This is a genomic window from Sphingomonas sp. ASV193 (assembly GCF_040203355.1).
Classification (GTDB): domain Bacteria; phylum Pseudomonadota; class Alphaproteobacteria; order Sphingomonadales; family Sphingomonadaceae; genus Sphingomicrobium.
Window position 1 is genome coordinate 298742 of sequence record NZ_JBEHBW010000004.1, and the last position, 17700, is coordinate 316441.

Here is a 17700-nt window from a genome sequence, read left to right on the forward strand (position 1 = left end):
CGTCATGACAATTCTCGTAACCGGCGCCACCGGCCTTGTCGGGACCCGGCTCCTTCCTCGCCTGGTGGCTTCCGGCGTCACGTGTCGAGCGCTGGTCCGTGGGGGCAAGCTGGCAACCGATGAGGTTACGACGATCGACGGCGACCTGCTCGATCCGGCCTCGCTCGACGCCGCGGTCGAGGGCGTCACCGCGGTCATCCACCTCGCGGCAGTGCTGCGAACACCCGATGCCTCGCTGATCCACCGGGTCAACCTGGAGGGCACGAACAACCTGATCATGGCGGTCAGGGCGGGTGCACCCAATGCGCGGGTCATCATGGCCAGCACCGGGCTCGTGTATGACCCGGGAACTTCTCGCCCGGCGCGCGAGCACGATGCGTGCCACCCGGCGACGCCCTATCCGGCAAGCAAGGTGGCGGCGGAAGCGTCATTGATGGCGAGTGGGCTCGACTGGACCATCCAGCGCTTCGGTTTCGTCTACGGGGATGGCGACGGTCATCTCGCGGCCCTACTGGGTCTCGCCGAGCGCTTCGACTGGCACCCGGCCATGGCGCTCAGCCTGATCCACCATCGCGATATTGCCGCGGCCGTGGCGCTTGCCCTGGCGGGAGGCATGGCTGGACGCATCGTCAATATCGTCGACGAAGCGCCGATGACGCTCTTCGAGCTGTGCGAGATCGCCGGCCATCCGGTAGCCGCTTCGGCCAGTCCGCTCGCGAATCCCTGGTCGGGGCGCCTCGACGGGGAGCTCGCTCGTAGCCTTGGGTTTCGACCGTCGGTTCGGACCGTCCGTCAGGCGCAAGAGGAGGGGATATTGTAACCGGGCCGTCTGGGAACCGTTTTTCACCGGAGGAGTTGATCGAGATGGTTGCAGCTTTCGTCGTGTTGGGGTTGATCGCCGCTCAGGCACCAGCACTCCCGCCGGCCATTCCGGCGATCGATGCCGCGCCCTTCATGGGGCGCTGGACCTGTCACGGCCGTTTCGTGCGAAGCGGGCGCCCGCTAGATGCGCTCGTCTCGATCCAGCGCGGCGACATCGACGGCACGCTGGTTGTCGACCACCGGGACATTTCGCCGGGGACCTATCATTCGTCGGAAATCTGGTCGTTCAAATCCCCGGGCGCGCGCGCGGCGATCGTCGATGCAACCGGGATGCGGTGGTTCGAAGGGCGCAGCGATGGGGCGGCTCTGCTGTTCACGCGTGACGCCGAAGGTCGGCCGCTCGAGCAATTCGCCTATCGACCTTCCTCCGGCGGTCTCACCATCGATTGGTCATATCGCGGAAGCGACGGCACGATGGCACTGGGTGATACCTTATCGTGCAAGCGTTGAATCGCTTTCGGATGCCTCGCGGCAATTGGCCCTGATGCCCTGCGAAACTTCAGGCAAGGCCGGTCGCAAACTGGCCACTTAGGAAGCGCTCGAGCAACGAGCGCCGCTGCTACTAAACCTGTCGCGTGATCATCCAGCGATCCCAGTTCCGTCGCGCGCGGCCGCAAAAGAGGAGTGCTGCGAGTTCGTCGCCACATCCCTTGTTCCGGGCAGCGGAAAGCGCACGCAACGTCCGCGGGTTGGCGTGCGACCAGACTGCCGGCGGAACTCGAACCTTGCCAGACGTCAGATGGCAATCGACGCTTCGACCCTGGCCAGTTCTTCGGGATCGCCGACGGCATGCAAGCGCACGACCTGATTTCGGCTAAACTCGATTTCAATGGCCAGAATCAACTGGTCGTCGGGCACGACAATCAGGCCGAGCCGTTCCTTGAAGCGCGCGACATCTGCCATGCTCGCCCGCTTCATGAAGAAATTCGCAACCTCGTGGGCGCCTTTCAGCGGGATGGTGGGGGCTAATCGTGCAGCCGAGTCGTCGCCCGTGAGGATCACCTGCGGGTGAAGCAGCCGGAGCAGTTGGTCCAGGTCGCCGCTTCTCGCTGACCTAAGAAAAACATCGGCGAGCTCCCGGTGTCGCGCCGAGCCTGCCGGGAGATCGGGCGGTCGCGCGCGCACCCTGCTTCGGGCACGGCTGGCCAGCTTGCGGGCTGCCTCCGGGCTGCGAAGAATTAATGTCGAGATTTCGTCGAAGGGCACTTCAAAAATGTCATGGAGGACGAATGCCACGCGTTCCATCGGGCTGAGCCGCTTGATAATGATCAATAGTGCCGCACCCAAGATGTCGCTGCGCAGCATGGTCTCCTCTGGACCAGCCTGATCGTCGGTCAGGGCCTTCGCCCCGGGGCCTACGTCAAGTTCGACCAAACCAGCGGCCTGGCTTCGCCTGCGCTGCCGCAGACGGTCGAGGCACATCCGTGTTACGATCGTCACGAGCCACGCGTCGGCGTTGTCCAACTCCTTGCCGTGATGACGCGCCGCCTTGATCCACGCATCTTGCAAAGCATCGTTCGCCTCGTCCCAGTCGCCAAGCATACGAAAGGCGATACGGCGAAATCGGTCGCGTCCCGCCTCGAATGAGTCCTGGATGGTTTGCGGGAGCACCCCTCAACGCTCTCTTTGTACTGTGGTCGCCCTGCATATGGCGCGATCTGCCGGGGAATGCCGGACCGCGATCCTCGCAGCGTTCCGGCTTCGAACGAAACGGGAGGTCCTACCCTTCGATGCGGGTGGAGTTGCTCCTGCTAGGCTGGCCATCTTCCGTATCACCAGTAAACCTCGCACGGCCGCACCTCTACCGCGCCGCCGAGCCGCACTGCCGGTATCCGCGCAGCCAAGGCCACGGCGTCTTCCATGTCATTCGCTTCGAACAGAAGAAAACCTCCGACCGCACCGGCCTCATCGACAAATGGGCCGGGAGTGGAGAGCGGCTGCCCGTCGACCAGTTTGACGGTCATTGCGTCCTTGATGTGCCCGAGCGGCGGCCCCGAAGTGATGTTCGGTGTGAGAGACACGGCCTGGTACTCGGAGGCGATCCGATCGAACTCTCCCTTTGGAAGGGATTTTGGTTCGAATGGATACGGTTGATAGATGAGCAAAGCATATTTCACGACATTTCTCCTTGCGGCTCGATGATGGTCGATCTGGACCAATCACCATGATCAGCTAGACGCTGGAGATCAGCGCGATGTGACTGCGGTCTCTGCCTCTCGGAACCCGCGATGTCAGACCAACTGCTGTAAACATGATGGGTCTGGCAATCCGACCACAGCGGTCGGAAGCGCCAATCAAAGGTTTGGCCGAACGACGAGACCGCAGCCCGCGCATTGTAGGTCAGGTGGCAGGACTTCGCTCGAACAAGCGGTGGTCAGAGGCGCCGAAAGCGCAAGTCGTGCCCTTCCCGTCGCAGCAGAAAGCCGGTTATTCGCCCGGTGGCGTCGCGCTCGAACAGCTTTCGCGTTCGCGAGCGTCCGGGGGTGAAGAAGACGTCCTTGATCTCCGCTTCCTGGCGGGTCGGCGGGCTTCCCGCCGTCGCCGCGAACAGGGTATCCCCGTCTCGAGTGAAGGAAAATTCGATCCCGGGCGCGGCCTCGTATCGGCCGACATAATCCTGCAGCGTGGAGCCCGGGAGTGACACCGGTGTTGGATCATCGACCAAGGCGATCGTCTCGCTCGCGATCATCTTCCAGTCCTTGCCGGCATGGCGCCAGGTCTCGACCGATCGATAGCGTGCATGGAAGGGCTGGCCGTGCCAATCCTGCTGCTGATCGTCGATGAAACTGGCCACCGCGACGTCACCATGGACCTCGCAATGCCAGTCGGTGATCGTCATCCGGGTGGTGATGCCCGACGAACCCGTGGACGGCGTGCTCGCGGCCAGGTCGGATTTACTGGCCTGGTCTCCGCTCTCGTTGAAGAAGACCAAGTGATCGTCGAGCATCGCTGCCATGGCCGTGCCGTCGCCGCGCTGGCCGGCATCGGAAAAGGCCTGCGTTTTGCGAAGCAGGAGCTGAGAAACGGTTTCGGCCACGGCCGGGGACGCGGCGAGAAGCGAAATGGTCAGCGCGAGGACCGGTGGCGACAATCGGGTTGCCATCGTCATCACCCGAGGTTTGCGTGCTGCGAATAGGCCGCGTGCCAGCGTCCGTCGCGATAGGTGAAAACGTCGCTCGAGGAGATCCGTCCGGCCGTCGCCGGCGACGTCGAGACCCAGGTTAGCACGGCGGTGTTGCCGTGGAGGGTCACCTCGGCGCGGGTCGGATGCGCCGCTTTCCATTCGTTCGCCCGGGCGGCCGCCGCGGCGACGTTTGACCGGTTGGCCCTCGCCCCGGCGATGATCACGGCTCGCTCGGTCGCCTTGCCCGTCGGGCCGACGGAACGGTAGTCCGGCAACAGCAATTGATCGACGAACTCGGCATCACCGCGCACCTCGGCGGCTCCCCACGCATCGTCGGCCGCCCGTACCGCCGCCGCTGTCCGCGGTTCGGACATGCGATGGGGTTTCGCGGCGGCGGGGGCGACAGGGGTGGCTAGCGCCGCCACTGTCAGCAGGGGGGCGAACGATCGTTTCATGATGTTCCTTTCGAAAAGCGATGGGACGAGGTGAATTCGAGGGCCTGGTCGTTTCGGCTCCGGGGGCACCATCAAGGACCGGCCAGCCGAAGCCGCGAAACGGCAACGCGGCTGGCCGCCAGCGGGTGGGGGCACAGGTAAGCGGTTAGGGACGGCATCAGGCGCATCGCTTACCGGGCCGCCAGCCGCTCGCTGCGAGGAAGGCGGGCGCGCTGGCGCTGCTGATCGTGATGATGGCGGCGATCGCTCGCCTCTTGTCGCGGGCGCGATCATAGTAGCAGCGCACGATCCGCTCGCCGACCCAGTAACCGAGATCACCGGGGTGTTCGCGAGTACCTGGACCGGCCCAGACCCAGGGGTCGGTGTTGGTGGACGTTTCATCGGCGGCGAAGCTATGCTCGATCGTCGCCTCGTGTCCTTTCGTCCAGCGTTTCAGCTGCCAGTTGCCGACATCCCCCGAGATGAGCGAGCCGACAAACTCCGCGCCGCCTTCGATAAGCGATGCGAACAGAACCGTCGGATGGTCGGGCTGGGTCTGCGCGGCGGGCTGCTGGACATGGACATATTCATGGGCGATCGAATGGACGAAGCGCCCGGCCAGGTCGGGATCCATATAGTCGGCCGCGCACAGCGTCTCGAGGCCGATCAGGACGCCGGTGGCGTTGGTCGTGCCCGCGGTGGTGCCGCGACCGACCACGATGGTCACCGGCGGGAAGGCGGCCGACGGATAAAGTCGGCCCAGGCGGCGCAGCGCGCCGGCCAATCGCGTGCGCACCGCCGGCAGGATCGCTGCGCAGCGACGGGCGCCGATGAAGGTGAGGGGATGGACGGCGATCGCGTTCGCCAGGCTCTCGCCGGTGATCTTGCGATCGTCGGCGAAGCGGTGCAGCGCGCCACTTCCCTGATCGAGGTAATCGCGCTGCAGCTGGACGGCGCTCGGATGCCCGGCGGCGCCATCATAGACGCGATAGAAGTTCTCGACATCCGTCGTCTGGATCGCCGGGTGGGCCGCATCGGCCCGGTCGCCCGCAACGCCGAGGGCGACCGCTATCGAGGCCAGAACCAGTCGCCGCCTCATGCCGACAGCTCCGCGTTACCAATCAGCGCTGCGCGCTTGAGTACCGGCGCGTCGCCGCCGGCCCATCGGTCGGCGCCATGGACCACGCGGTAGCGTAGCGGACCGCCGTCGGGTGCCTGGGTGGGAACAACCGGGCGCGCCGTGCAGACAAATTCGATTTCGATCCGCTCGGCCGCTGCGCGCACCACGCCATAGCCGTGGCCGGCCATGTCGACGAACTGCACATGGGGCGCGACGCCGGGGTCGGCGACGGCCTTGGCCCGCGCAAGATCGCCATGCGCCGCATAGTCGAGGCAGGTCCGAACGCCGTGTCGAAGCAGGAGATTGACCGACGTCTCGGGCGTTGGCCGATCCTTGCCGTCGACCTGGTAGAGGGCGCGCAACGGATGCTCCTTCGGAAAATTATGTTCGAACGCTTCGGCGACACCGGGCGAGGAAATCGATCCGGTAACGAAGGCAATTCCAACGGGCCGAAATCGAGCCGGCGGAAGCGCCTTGGCCGCATAGCCGGCCCAGAAACTGTGCCGGTCGCCCGACAGCGTCACGAAGCCGGCAATGCGCCGGCTCGCCACAAAGTCGTAGATCTCGCTTCGCTCGGCATAGCAGGTGCTGTGATCGGTCCGGGCGAACCCGGCATAGCCCTTTCCCGGCCATGGCACGGTCAGGCCAGCGGGCAGATGTTGCGGATCGGCGCGCATGTCGAGAGTAGCGACGGTGTTGCCCCAGATCTTCCAGGTCGCGGTGGAGCGGCCGAGGCGATCGAGGAACCAGGCCTTCTGCTCGTCGCCGAGGAGCGTGCGCGGCTCGGCGTCGCGGCGGAAATTCTCGATCGGCCCGTCGCCGGTCATCAGGACGGCGGGCGCTCCGCCTTCGGCCGCGTGGCCGGCATCGATCGCCTCGAGCGTTTCGAACGGCACCAGCTGCGGAAAGCGCTTGCTCGCCAACCCCTTCGCCGCGGGATGCGCGGTATAATCTTCGGAACGGTAGCTGCGCTGGTCGGTCAGGAGTAACTCGACATGGCGACCCCAGCGGAACGGGCGGAAACCGACGAGACTGTGGATAGCGGTAAGGTTGTTGGGTTCGAGACCCAGGCCAGCGCGATCGAATTGCGTGATGGGGCGGTTCTCGACCTTCGGGGGCGCGAAGGCGGTCAGCGAGCCGTCGCGGGTCCGCGCGTGCGACGGGATATACTCGAACCACGCCTGGTTCGCGGCGACCTTGCGCGTCTGAGCCGGGGTCGTCGTCGGCCCGAACCGTTGCAGCCCCTGCCAGCCGTCGTTGCTGAATTCGCCATTGTCCCAGATTGCCACGAACGGCCAGCGCGCCCGGGCATCCTGGAGGTCGATGTCGAGAAGGTAGGCGCGGTACAGCGCACGGTAGTCGGCAAGGCTCGTGGGCACGTGAAAATCGTCGTGCCGTTCGCCGTCGGGGTAGCGGAGGATGCCGCGGGTCGTGCGATCGAAATAAGTCGCCCGATCCTCCGGATACCACATCGTGTCGTAGACGAAATCGCCCAGGTGAAGGACGAAGCCGAGTTGGTCGGCCGGGTCGGTGGCGACATCATCGGCGATCATTCGGCGCCATGGCGTGAGCGGGCCCAGATTGGCGTTCTGGCAGGAGACGAAGGCAAAGGCGGCGGCAGTGTCGGCGTCCGGACGGGGGGCGGTGCAGGTGCGACCGATGCGGCTGCCTTCGCCGAGGTCGTCGGTGAAGCGATACCAGTACCGCCGGCTCGGGCGGAGGCCGGCGACCAGCACCCGCGCCGTCCAGTCCGCATCGGGCCCCACGCGAACGCTCCGCGAAACGATCGTATGCACGAAGTCCCGGTCGTCAGCGACCTCGAGCAGGATCGTCGCGGCGGTTTCGGCACCGCGCGGCGCGCGGCGGGTCCAAAGGATGACGCTGTCGGGACCGGGGTCGCCCGAGGCGACGCCTTGAGGGAAGCGTGCCCGCGCCTCGCGCCATCGATTTGAAGCCCGGCGCGGCGCGCCGGCAAATGCGGCGGATGCCCCGAGCGCAAGCGCCGCGGCAAAGACCTCGCGGCGGCGAAGTAGCGAGATCATCGCACGATGTCCGCGGCTCGCGCTTCGAGGGTCATCATATCGCGCTGACCGATCGACGAGGCGAAATCCAATATCGTTTCTACGCTCGGTGATCGAAGATCGATATGACGACCATGCGTCCCGGGGCGAGCGACTGCGATGACCATGAGCGTCACCGCTGATCGATCGCCGCCACGCCCCGCTCATAGCGATCGCGGAAGGGCTTCATATGGCGGGCGTACGCGGCCGACCGGCCGATCCGCCGCGTGGTGATCGGCGCATGGGCCTGACCCGTGCTCGCGGTCCGGATGGCGCGGCCCTCCCGCGATTTTAAGTCGAGGCCTGTTTCGATCTCAAGTCCGAAATGCCTTTGCAATCGAATCGCCCAAAGCGATGGATCCGCGACGAGGTCCTCATAGGGAACGGTGAGGATCCGGTTTGGAAAGATGGATTGCCAATGCCGATATAGTCTGTCCTCGATCAGCATATGGTCCGCAATGTCGGTCAGGCTGCCGGTCCAAGGCAGGCTGTCTCCAAAATAGGTCTGGAAGCAGGACAGGGCGACGTCGTCGGGAGCCCGGCGTAGCCAGGCGATCCGGGCGCGGGGCATCGCGTGGAGCATCAGGCCGATGAGGAGCGACTGGCCGAGCGACTTGTCGACGATCAGGTCGCCTGAACGGAAATACCGGTTGGCAAGGTCCGCATAGTCCCGGGCGATTTCGCCCCAAGGATCGGCGGTGCCCGACCGCTGCTGATAGCCGAGGGCACCGGCAAGGCTGCCGCGCGACGGGATCAGGGCGCCGGAGAAAAGATTGAGTTCAGCGCCGTCGCGGACGGCCGAATGACTCCGGAGAATCTGCTCGGTGATCGATGTCCCGCTTCGCGGCAGGCCCGTCACGAACAATGCGGGCCGTCCCTCGAAGCCGGACGGCACCAACCGATCGGCAAACCGAGGACCGAAGTCGGCGATGGTTCGATCCGCCGCGCGGCCGAGACCGGCAAGATCGATGGGCCGCCCTCGCGGCTGAAGAGACGCCCCTTTCTGATAATATTCGAAGGCCCGATCGGTCTCGCCGATGTCGCTCCACGCCTTTCCCAGCGCGTACATCAGCCGCGCGCTGTCGTGGGAGCCGGGCAAGGCGAGGGGCGCTAGACGTTCCATTGCCGGGATGTCGGGATCGCCAGGCTCGAACGTCTTGAGCATCGACAGCGCGAACCAGGTCGCGCGCGAGTCCGGTTCGATCGCCAGCGCGCGGCGAAAGAGGTCTTCGGTCCGTTCGCGGCGACCGAACTGGCTCTCGACCGTCGCCAGGAAATGGAGAACGGCCGCATCCTCCCGCCATGCTGCCGGTCGCCGCTCGAGATCGGCCACCGCTTCCGCCGACCGCCCGAAGGTGGCCAAGAGACTCCAATAAGGGAGCAGGGAGGGCAGCGAGTCGGGATCGATCGCCTCGCGCGCCGCTTCGATCGCAAGATCGATCTCGCCGATCGACGCAGCCAGCCTGGACACGCTGTCGAGGTTGCGCCGCGAGGTTCGCCCTCCTTCGAGCTGCCGTTCGAGGAACGCGGCGGCGCGGCGCCGGTCACCGTCTTTGAGCGCCGCCAGGGCCTGTACGAAGTAGGGTTGGTCCGGAAGTGTCGAGATCATTCAGCCGTGCTCGTTCATCGACACGCACTGGACCGATTCATGAATTTCATCCGCCTGTCTGTCCTCAGTTTCAACCACCCGCTTCGAGGCCTTTCGATCGACATCAGGGCGGTAGCAGACGGAAAGGTCTGACACTCGCCGAGAGTTGAAGAACGTCTGACCCCGCGCGGCACGACTCCGCTCCGCGAAACCGCGGAACGGCAACAATTTAGACGCCTCTCGTGCGGCCGCTATCAGGAAATGTCGGGGCGAAGGCCCCATGCCGCCTTCGCGCACGATCCAGGTTCGGCGCCTCCATAATTGTTCCTCCCGCGCAATTGGCCGGAACTGGTGGGGAGTGGCGCGAAGGGCGAACGCGCGATGGTCGTAGCAGGGGGAAAGGCTTGCCGTATATCGACGCGCTATGAGTGTTGGCCGATTGAATCTTGGCCTCGGTGCAATTCTGGGCGTAGTGCGGCCCCGACCGTGTCGAGCCGGGACCCAGGGTTGAGCACCAACCGTGTCATCCTTGCGTCCCGCCTGCTTTTCGGGCCTCGGCGCTTCGTCATCGGTCCGGGACGAGAAGGATGCAGATTACACCAGATCGGACATTGCCCAGTGCGCCGGCAATGGATCGCTGCCGGCATCAGGACCTCCACCGGAGCGACCTGGTCAGCATACGCCAGGTCACGGTGCCGCCTCATGTTCGCATCAAGCGACGCTATGAACGTCGCTTCAGCGTGGCGATCATCACCTCGGGTCTGCTCAATTATCGGATCGGCTATGAGGCCTGGACGCTCGATTCGGGTGAGGCGCTGCTGATCGGCCGGGGAAACGTGGCGCGCCTGGACCATCCCTCGGCGAAGGGTGGCCATTCGGCCGTGCTGCTCGACCCTGCGAGCGACCTGATCGCCGAAACCTTCGGCGACAAGTTCGTCGGCACCGATCAGCCGTCGAGCCCGGTCGCGGCGACCATGCGTCTTCGCCTGCTCGCGCAGGTCGTCCTCCAATCGGCGATCGCCGCCGATCCGCTGGCGCTCGACGAATGGGCACTGGCCGCGCTGCGCGAGGCGGCGGCCAGGCCCCCGGGGCGTCCTGCACCCGAATCCGGACTGGTCGTCCGGGCCAAGGAATATCTCCACGATTACGACGGAGACCGGTTGAACCTGCGGGACATCGCTCGGGCGATCGGCGTGACCGCCGGATATCTGACCCAGCAGTTTCGTCTTGCGGAAGGCATTCCGCTCTATCGTTATCATCGCCAGCTTCGTCTCGGGCGAGCGCTTCGCGAACTCCCGCATTGCAATGACATCACCCAACTGGCGCTCGAGCTCGGATTTTCCAGCCACAGCCATTTCACCAGTTCGTTCCGTGATGCCTTCGGGCTCACTCCGTCGCAATATCGCGACCTTGCCGGGACGCGCGCGCTCGAACGATTTGCCAACGAGATCGGCTCGATTGGTGGGCGCCGACGCGCAGCTTGAGCGATGCGCTCGGGTCGAGCCGTCGCTTTCGGTCTAAGACGCGCTTGATCAGCCAAGCCGGAGAAGGACCGCGCCGATGGCGATGGTGCTGATCGCGGCCCATCGCCGCCGGTCGACCCGTTCGCCAAGAAATAGGACCGAGAGCAGGGCAGCGAAGACAATCGAGGTTTCGCGAAGGGCGGCCACCGCGGCGATGGGCGCACGGGTCATCGCCCAGGCCGCCAGGCTATAGGCGGCGACCGTCCCCAATGCCCCGACTGATCCTCGCGAGAGATCCCGAGCGCCTATGCCGAAAAGGAGGTCGCGACGCGAAGCAAGGACGCTCAGCGTCAGCGACAGGCCCGACAGGAAATAGATCCAAAGAACATAGCTGAAGGGCGCCCCGGAACGCCTCACGCCGAGCCCATCCACCAGCGTATAGCCTGCGATGACCAAGGCGTTGAGCAGGGCGAGACGGAGGTCCCTTCGGTGGACAACGGCCCGAGCCGTTGCCGACAGCGCCAGGAGTCCGCCGCAGATGGCGAACAAGCCCGCCCAACCCGCGAACGACAATCGTTCGGTCAGGAGGAAGAGACCGGCGATCGCGACGAGCGCGGGCGCCAGGCCGCGCATCAGCGGATAGGCGACATTGAGTTCGACGGTCCGATAGATACGTGCGAGCAAGCCGAAATAGACAAGCTGCAAGATGGCCGACGCCGCCATGAAGGGCCAGCTAGTGGGAGCGGGTGCGGGGAGGAACGGCAATGCCATAGCAGCGCCGAGCGCGGCCAAGCCCATGACCAGCATCATCATCTTGAGCTTGTCGGTCCCCCTCCGGACCAGCGCATTCCACCCAGCGTGCAGCAACGCCGCGAGCAGGACGATGAGGAAGATGTTCCAACTCAACTGAAAGAAATCGCTCGTCTATTCCGACACTCGAGATTGCCGCCCAGTGGCGTGGGTCGTCGTCGTGCAATTAGGCTAATCGTTCATTTCCCTGGAAAGCGCACTTGGCCTGTTACGGGCTCGACGCGACCTGCGGTATTACGGAGATCCTTGATCATCTCCCGGGCGCACCGGAATTTGCACATCATCCCCCGGCCCGGCCGGCTTCTTTTATCAGGCGGCGCGGCGTTGACCGGCCGCCCCGGCATCGGCCGCGAACAGGCCCGTCATCGCCTCGGCGGCCTCGACGAGCGAGCCCCCGAAATGATCCTCGGCAAACAGGCGGAAGGCACGCCGCGCCGAGCGTTCCGGGGTGAGGGCGGGTTCGTAGATATATTTTCGGCCGTCCGGTCGTCGGGCGAGGATGCCCTTGGCGACGAGGCGGTTGAGCGCGCAGCGGACCGACGCGTTCTTCAGCCGGCCGGAGAGCCCTTCCTGGACCTGCGTTGCCGTTGCGTTTTGACGGGCGAAAACCAGCCGCGCGATCTCGCGCTCGCGGGGGAGAAGCTGCTCAACTTCCGGTGGCGTATCGGCGATCATCTCTCGTTCTTCTCACGCATGGCAGGCCTTGGCTGCTGACAGCCTTGATCCTCGATTATTTTTGAAATAGTACGAACAGCACTAAAATAGCAAATTGTCTTCGAGCCGTTTGAGGTGTGTGCTTGACTCACCGGGAGCCCGACCTGCCTGCGGAACTGGCGACCATCAGGGGTCGCCAGCGGCAATTGCTGAACGTCATTTACGGCCGCGGATCGGCGAGCGTGGAGGAAATCCGCCAAGCCATACCCGACCCGCCGACCGACTGCGCGGTCCGCACCCTGCTCGGCCGGCTCGTCTTGCGCGGTGCGATCAAGAAACGGTCGATCGGCCGTAAGGGCAGTCGAAGTTATGCCCCGGCGATCAGCAATTGGGACGCCAGGAAGCGAGCCTTCGAACGGATCGCAGACGACTGCTTCGGAGGTTCAAAGCGCGATGCCGTCGCCGCGCTTGCTGCCTTGGCGCAGGAGGAGTGACGCCTCGACTGCCAAGCTCGCTCGTCCCGGCGCAAGCAACATAATCTGATAGCGGCGTCGGCAGGGATCCGCGATCCTGTCAAACAGGAGGCCGCGAGAGACCGATGGCATTTTTGGGAAACAGTCGCTCTGATTATTGCCCGGACGAGGTTGCGCGCGAGGATCACGCTCGGCCGGCCGACGAGAGACCCTTGCCTCCCGCAGCGCCTTCACGGCCGGACGGCGACAAGGAGCGCGGCAAATCCGGGAGCGGCGACCAACAGCCCCGGCGACCGCACCGGCGGATCCTGAAACCCGGTCTCTACTAAGAGACTCGACACGTCCTGTATGCCGTAGCGATGGCGCGCGCCGGTCCGGTAGGGGCGATTGACCGCAAGCGAATGCCTTGGCATTCCCGGCAACGAAGCTTTACGCTTCGTGCCTAACCCAGAGCTCGGAGCGATGTGGGTTCGATGATCGGGGGGTTGTTTGATCGACGCGCTGACGGAAAATGAAGGCGTGCTCATGGCGCTCGTCGTTCGCGCCGAACCACTGACCGCCTACCAGATCAGCAAGATCTACGAAGACTCGCCGGTTTCGAATTTCAATACCAGTAAGGGCAAGATTTACCCGATGATCAGGCGGCTTCGCGACGCGGGCTACCTCGAGGCGACGCAGGTCTCGAGCGATCGCCGGGGGACCGAGCAATTGTCCGCGACCGACCAGGGGCGCGAGGCTGTTCGCCGATGGCTTGTCGCGATCAAGCCCGCGCAGCTCCTGCCCGACGATCCGCTCCGCACCCGCGTACAGTCGCTCGATCTGCTCACCAGGGACGAACGGATCGAGTGGATCGCGGGGCTCAAGCTAGCGCTTCGCGAGAAGCTCGACAGCGTCGAACGCTACGCCGTCGATGTGTCGGTCCCGTTCAAGGACCTTGTTCATGACAATGCGGTGCAGGCGATCCGCTCGCGCATGGATTGGCTCGATCGCCTCCTGGCGGAGGTCGTTGGCCGTTCGAAGAGCGAAGCGCGCACGACTGATTCCTGATCGGTCCTCGGCCGGCGCTGCCAGCCAGGACATCGGACCCGAGCCGATGCATATGGGCCGGGAACATGAGGACGCCCGCCTTTCCCGAAGCCTCAAGGGGCGCGGCAAATGCCCACGCGATGGTCTTGAGCTTCACGCCGTCGAGGCCCTCGACGTCGAAGCGGTCAGATCGGCGTTGGCTGGCTTCCGGCGGGCGTCATCAGCGACCAGGTGACCAACCCGGGCGGGGTTCGGGCACGACTTGGCCGGCGCACGCGAAGGAATGTGTCGTGGCGGGGGCGGGGGCAAATCTGCCCGCTGCGGCGCGGCCGTTGGGGCCGATCTCCCCGAGCATCGCCTTCCTCTACCCGAGCAATCAGTTTTTAGTCACGGATCGATTGCGCCGATTTAGCGCGGATCGTACGAAAATGCGCTTACAAGAGAGGGTGGTCACGTTCTCGGCCTTCCGCCCCTCGAATATTTGCTGGCGCACACAAACGCCTCTCGAAAGATGAAAAAGCAGCTTGTTGCCAAAAGAGCACAGGGGATGGCGATAATGAATCGCCCTATTTGCGAATAGACCGAATCGCACTAGTTCTTGCGCCGCAGTCACGGCTGAGGCCCGACTAGAGCTAAGGGGAGTTTGTATGAAGAAATCGCTTTTGCGCGCGTCCAGTGCGCTTCAGGTCCTGATGTTCGCCGGTGCCGGCGCGATGATCGCGGCCGTTCCTGCGAGCGCACAGGACTATACGAGCGGAGCATTGCTCGGCACGGTGACCAATCCGTCGGGCGCGCCGGTTGCGAACGCGCTCGTTACGCTGCGCTCGTTGGCGCAGAACCAGACCCGCAGTTTCACGACCGGCAGCGACGGCAATTTCACCGCGTCCGGCCTCGTTCCTGGGCAATATGCCCTTTCCGTCACCGCCAGTGGCTACAGTCGTTCGGAAGATACGATCACGATCGCGGCCGCGCAGCAGAGCACGGTCACGGTCGGCTTGGTCACCCAGACGACGTCAGCCGAAATCGTTGTGACCGGCCGCGCGCGCCAGCGTCAGACTCAGGGCGCGACCGGGCTCAACATCGATGTCACCGCGGTCAACCAGAACATCGCGGTTCCTCATGATCTCGCCGGTCTTACGCTGCTTGCGCCGACGACCGCCAACGGGGTCCGTGGCTTCCAGATGGCCAACGGCGAAGACGTTCAGTCGATCGGCGGATCGTCGGTTGCCGAAAATGCCTATTACATCAACGGCCTCAATATCACCAATCCCGACACCTACATCGGGTCGGCTCGCGTACCCTTCTATTTCTACAAGACAGTCGACGTTCAGACGGGCGGATACCAGGCCGAGTTTGGCCGGGCGACCGGCGGCGTGATCAACGCGACGACGAAATCGGGAACGAACGATCCCTTCATCGCAATGCATGTCGACTGGGAGCCGCGCAGCCTCGAGAGCCATAGCCCGAACACCGGACTTCCCTCGATCCCGGCTGCGATCGGGAAGACGATCGACAACGACAAGAAGAACCTGACGCTCGAAGCGGGCGGTGCGATCGTGCCGGATCACCTGTTCATTTACGGGCTCGTCCAGGCGAACCGCGAGACCACTCGCGGCGCGTTCCCGACCAATGGCTATTACGCGATCGACAAGAGCAACGATCCGTTCTGGGGCGGCAAGATCGACGCCTATATCGATCCGACCCAGCATTTCGAGTTCACGATATTCGACACGCGCAGCAATACGCAGGAAACGCGCTACCACTTCACGCCGAACGCCGATCTGACCGGTGGAACCGTCGGTGCCGTTTCGGGTAAGGAAACGATCAAGACGGGCGGCCTAAACTGGGTGGCCCGCTACACCGGAAACGTGTCCGACTGGCTGACCCTTTCCGGCGCCTACGGCGTAAGCAAGGACGCGGGCGATTTCATTCCGGCCGACCAGGCTGCTTATTATGTGATCGACCGCCGCACGTCGCCTTCGAACCCGACCGGGACCGGCATCGTCGTGTCGCAGCAGACCTTTCCGGCGACCAACATCGCCGACACGCGCCGTCGCTTCTACCGGGGTGACGCGGACATTCGCTTCAATGCGGCGGGCAGCCACCACATTCGCGTCGGTTTCGACAATGAGGACCTAAGCGAGAACAAGACCACAACGGTCAACGGAGCGGTTGCGCCAATCTTCTACGACTTCCGCAACAGCGGTGTTCGCATTACCTATGAAGCGCTCGGTGGTCGGGTCTCCTCGACCGACACGGCCTTCTATGCCGAGGACTCGTGGACCACGCCGATCGACGGGCTGACGTTGAACCTCGGAATCCGCGACGATCTCTTCAAGCAGACCAATCTGTCGGGCGAGCAGTATCTCAACTTCAAGAACAATTGGGGCCCGCGCGTCGCCTTCTCCTACTCACCGCCGTCGCTCGACAAATGGAAGTTCTACGGCAGCTACGGCCGCTATTTCATTCCGCCGGCGATGAACCTCGGTTTCCGCGGCAAGGACCTCTACTTCCGCGAGTATTTTGGCTACGGTGCCTATACTGCGGCGAGCTTCCCGATCGATCCGGTGACCGGACTTCCGGCTGCGCCGCTCGGAGCGCCGCTGACCAACCTTGCGGGCGCTGGTTATGGCTCGGCCTGTCCGGTCAACTTCTCGTCGGCGCCGGGCAATCCGACCAATACGGGCCAGAACGCCTGCCTCATCTTCGGTGCGGGCGTGCAGAACCCGGCGATCGCGAAGGTCGTTCCGAACACCAAGGCGACCTACGAGGACGAAATCATCCTGGGTGCTCGCTACCAGGTCGACCGGCATCTCAGCGTTGGTTTGAATGGCACCTATCGGAATCTGGGCCGCGTCTCGGAAGATACGGATTTTGCTCCGTACCTTGCCGACTATTTCTGCAGCTCTGCCCATGCCGACGCCGCGCGTTGCGATTTCTATAGCAACAACAGCGCCTATTACATCTGGAACGTCGGGCAGTCGTCGGTGACCCTCAATGACTGGTATGCGGCTCTCCAGGGCAAGACCGTGCCCGTCACGCTTACCGGTCTTCAGTTCCCGAAGGGGAAGCGGACCTACAAGGCGATCGTCTTCGACTTCAGCCGGACGGACGATGGCCGCTGGCAGGCGGGCGGGTCGGTGACCTGGTCGAAGTCGAAGGGCAACACCGAAGGGACGGTCAAATCGGACGCCGGAAATCAGGCGCAGGCCGATGCCGGCTCGACCCAGGACTTCGATTATCTTGGACTGACCGATTATTCCTACGGCCTGCTTCCGAACGATCACCGCTGGGCGTTCAAACTGTTCGGTGCCTATCACTTCGGCAAGATGTTCACGCTGGGTGCCAATGTGTTCGTCCAGTCGCCGATGCACGGCTCGTGTGAGGGCATCCATCCGACTGACCCTTATGCGGCGGGCTATGGCGCGGCGAGCTTCTATTGCGGGATCGATCCCTTCACGTCGAAGTCGGGGAACCCGGCCTACGGGCAGAATGTGCCTGCTCCGCGCGGCACGGGCTGGAAATCGCAATGGATGAAGCAGATCGATTTGTCGGCGCGCTTCAACATTCCCTACGGCAACACCGACGAGAAGAAGATCACGCTGCGGGCCGACGTCTTCAACGTGTTCAACAGCCACGCGGTCATCCAGCGCTACGCGTCGCAGGAAACGGGAACGGTGCCCGCATCGGATGGTGGTCCCGGCTATTATGCGGACCCGCTCTATAAGCTTCCGCAGGCTTATCAGAATCCGCGTTATGTCCGGCTCGGTGTCGACGTGATGTTCGGCGGGCATGCGGCTCCGCCGCCGCCGCCGCCGCCTCCGCCGCCGCCGCCGCCGCCGGCTCCGCCTGCGACGCAGACCTGCCCCGATGGAACGGTGATCGACGCGACGGCGACGTGCCCGCCGCCGCCCCCACCGCCCCCACCGCCGCCGCCCGCTCCGGCTGGCGAGCGAGGCTAAGGGCCTCCGCTTTCGGCAAGTCCGAGACCCTTGCCGAAGAAAGGGCCGCACGATGTATCGGGCGGCCCTTTTGCTTTGGTTCAAGCCGGGACACCGGGACCGGT

The 17700-nt window shown here is 64.3% G+C and carries 15 protein-coding genes; 6 read left to right on the forward strand and 9 right to left on the reverse strand.

Annotated features, from left to right (window positions below):
• Nucleotides 1-4: 4 nt before the first annotated feature.
• Both ABDK56_RS09925 and ABDK56_RS09930 read left to right on the forward strand, forming a co-directional pair.
• On the forward strand, nt 5-820 hold the full coding sequence (locus tag ABDK56_RS09925; protein ID WP_349808103.1) for an NAD-dependent epimerase/dehydratase family protein: 816 nt from the start codon (nt 5-7) through the stop codon (nt 818-820).
• A gap of 35 nt (nt 821-855) precedes the next feature.
• Nucleotides 856-1332, forward strand: coding sequence for a hypothetical protein (locus ABDK56_RS09930; RefSeq protein WP_349808104.1), 477 nt, complete (start codon nt 856-858; stop codon nt 1330-1332).
• Between the two features lie 285 nt (nt 1333-1617).
• Here ABDK56_RS09930 and ABDK56_RS09935 read toward each other — a convergent pair whose 3' ends face one another.
• The 7 genes from ABDK56_RS09935 to ABDK56_RS09965 all read right to left on the reverse strand — a co-directional run bounded on the left by ABDK56_RS09935 (nt 1618) and on the right by ABDK56_RS09965 (nt 9229).
• Entirely contained in the window at nt 1618-2493 is an 876-nt protein-coding gene (locus ABDK56_RS09935) for a sigma-70 family RNA polymerase sigma factor (RefSeq protein ID WP_349808105.1), read from the reverse strand.
• 161 nt (nt 2494-2654) lie between these two features.
• The gene (locus ABDK56_RS09940; RefSeq protein WP_349808106.1) at nt 2655-2999 is read right to left on the reverse strand and encodes a YciI family protein; all 345 of its coding nucleotides are present in this window, start codon (nt 2997-2999) and stop codon (nt 2655-2657) included.
• Between the two features lie 257 nt (nt 3000-3256).
• Nucleotides 3257-3991 (reverse strand): nuclear transport factor 2 family protein, encoded by a 735-nt coding sequence (locus tag ABDK56_RS09945; RefSeq protein ID WP_349808107.1) that lies wholly within the window; start codon nt 3989-3991, stop codon nt 3257-3259.
• Nucleotides 3991-4461, reverse strand: a complete 471-nt coding sequence (locus ABDK56_RS09950; protein WP_349808108.1) for a nuclear transport factor 2 family protein — start codon at nt 4459-4461, stop codon at nt 3991-3993. The genes ABDK56_RS09945 and ABDK56_RS09950 overlap by 1 nt, the downstream gene beginning before the upstream one ends.
• A gap of 157 nt (nt 4462-4618) precedes the next feature.
• Nucleotides 4619-5539: a DUF2268 domain-containing putative Zn-dependent protease gene (locus tag ABDK56_RS09955; RefSeq protein WP_349808109.1), complete on the reverse strand. Its 921-nt coding sequence runs from the start codon at nt 5537-5539 to the stop codon at nt 4619-4621.
• A complete protein-coding gene (locus ABDK56_RS09960; protein WP_349808110.1) occupies nt 5536-7602 on the reverse strand; it encodes an alkaline phosphatase D family protein in 2067 nt (688 codons plus the stop codon). Before ABDK56_RS09960 ends, ABDK56_RS09955 begins: the two co-directional genes overlap by 4 nt.
• 151 nt (nt 7603-7753) lie before the next feature.
• Entirely contained in the window at nt 7754-9229 is a 1476-nt protein-coding gene (locus tag ABDK56_RS09965) for a tetratricopeptide repeat-containing sulfotransferase family protein (protein WP_349808111.1), read from the reverse strand.
• A 608-nt stretch (nt 9230-9837) separates the two neighbouring features.
• Here ABDK56_RS09965 and ABDK56_RS09970 point away from each other — a divergent pair.
• Complete coding sequence (locus ABDK56_RS09970) at nt 9838-10692, forward strand: helix-turn-helix domain-containing protein (RefSeq protein ID WP_349808112.1); 855 nt, start codon at nt 9838-9840, stop codon at nt 10690-10692.
• 48 nt (nt 10693-10740) lie between these two features.
• Here the strand turns inward: ABDK56_RS09970 and ABDK56_RS09975 are convergent, their stop codons facing one another.
• Together ABDK56_RS09975 and ABDK56_RS09980 are read right to left on the reverse strand one after the other, a co-directional pair.
• Entirely contained in the window at nt 10741-11577 is an 837-nt protein-coding gene (locus ABDK56_RS09975) for an EamA family transporter (protein WP_349808113.1), read from the reverse strand.
• Between the two features lie 213 nt (nt 11578-11790).
• On the reverse strand, nt 11791-12156 hold the full coding sequence (locus ABDK56_RS09980; protein ID WP_349808114.1) for a BlaI/MecI/CopY family transcriptional regulator: 366 nt from the start codon (nt 12154-12156) through the stop codon (nt 11791-11793).
• A 122-nt stretch (nt 12157-12278) separates the two neighbouring features.
• Between ABDK56_RS09980 and ABDK56_RS09985 the strand changes: the two genes are divergently transcribed.
• The 3 genes from ABDK56_RS09985 (at nt 12279) to ABDK56_RS09995 (ending at nt 17596) form a co-directional block, all read left to right on the forward strand.
• Nucleotides 12279-12629, forward strand: coding sequence for a BlaI/MecI/CopY family transcriptional regulator (locus ABDK56_RS09985; protein ID WP_349808115.1), 351 nt, complete (start codon nt 12279-12281; stop codon nt 12627-12629).
• Between the two features lie 468 nt (nt 12630-13097).
• The gene (locus ABDK56_RS09990; protein WP_349808116.1) at nt 13098-13655 is read left to right on the forward strand and encodes a PadR family transcriptional regulator; all 558 of its coding nucleotides are present in this window, start codon (nt 13098-13100) and stop codon (nt 13653-13655) included.
• A gap of 626 nt (nt 13656-14281) precedes the next feature.
• Complete coding sequence (locus tag ABDK56_RS09995; RefSeq protein WP_349808117.1) at nt 14282-17596, forward strand: TonB-dependent receptor; 3315 nt, start codon at nt 14282-14284, stop codon at nt 17594-17596.
• Nucleotides 17597-17700: the final 104 nt, after the last annotated feature.

Coding starts and splice junctions, on each gene's coding strand:
- ABDK56_RS09925 (WP_349808103.1), top strand. CDS start 5: ATGACAATTCTCGTAACCGGCGCCACCGGCCTTGTCGGGACCCGGCTC.
- ABDK56_RS09945 (WP_349808107.1), bottom strand. CDS start 3,991: ATGACGATGGCAACCCGATTGTCGCCACCGGTCCTCGCGCTGACCATT.
- ABDK56_RS09950 (WP_349808108.1), bottom strand. CDS start 4,461: ATGAAACGATCGTTCGCCCCCCTGCTGACAGTGGCGGCGCTAGCCACC.
- ABDK56_RS09955 (WP_349808109.1), bottom strand. CDS start 5,539: ATGAGGCGGCGACTGGTTCTGGCCTCGATAGCGGTCGCCCTCGGCGTT.
- ABDK56_RS09960 (WP_349808110.1), bottom strand. CDS start 7,602: ATGATCTCGCTACTTCGCCGCCGCGAGGTCTTTGCCGCGGCGCTTGCG.
- ABDK56_RS09965 (WP_349808111.1), bottom strand. CDS start 9,229: ATGATCTCGACACTTCCGGACCAACCCTACTTCGTACAGGCCCTGGCG.
- ABDK56_RS09970 (WP_349808112.1), top strand. CDS start 9,838: ATGGATCGCTGCCGGCATCAGGACCTCCACCGGAGCGACCTGGTCAGC.
- ABDK56_RS09980 (WP_349808114.1), bottom strand. CDS start 12,156: ATGATCGCCGATACGCCACCGGAAGTTGAGCAGCTTCTCCCCCGCGAG.
- ABDK56_RS09995 (WP_349808117.1), top strand. CDS start 14,282: ATGAAGAAATCGCTTTTGCGCGCGTCCAGTGCGCTTCAGGTCCTGATG.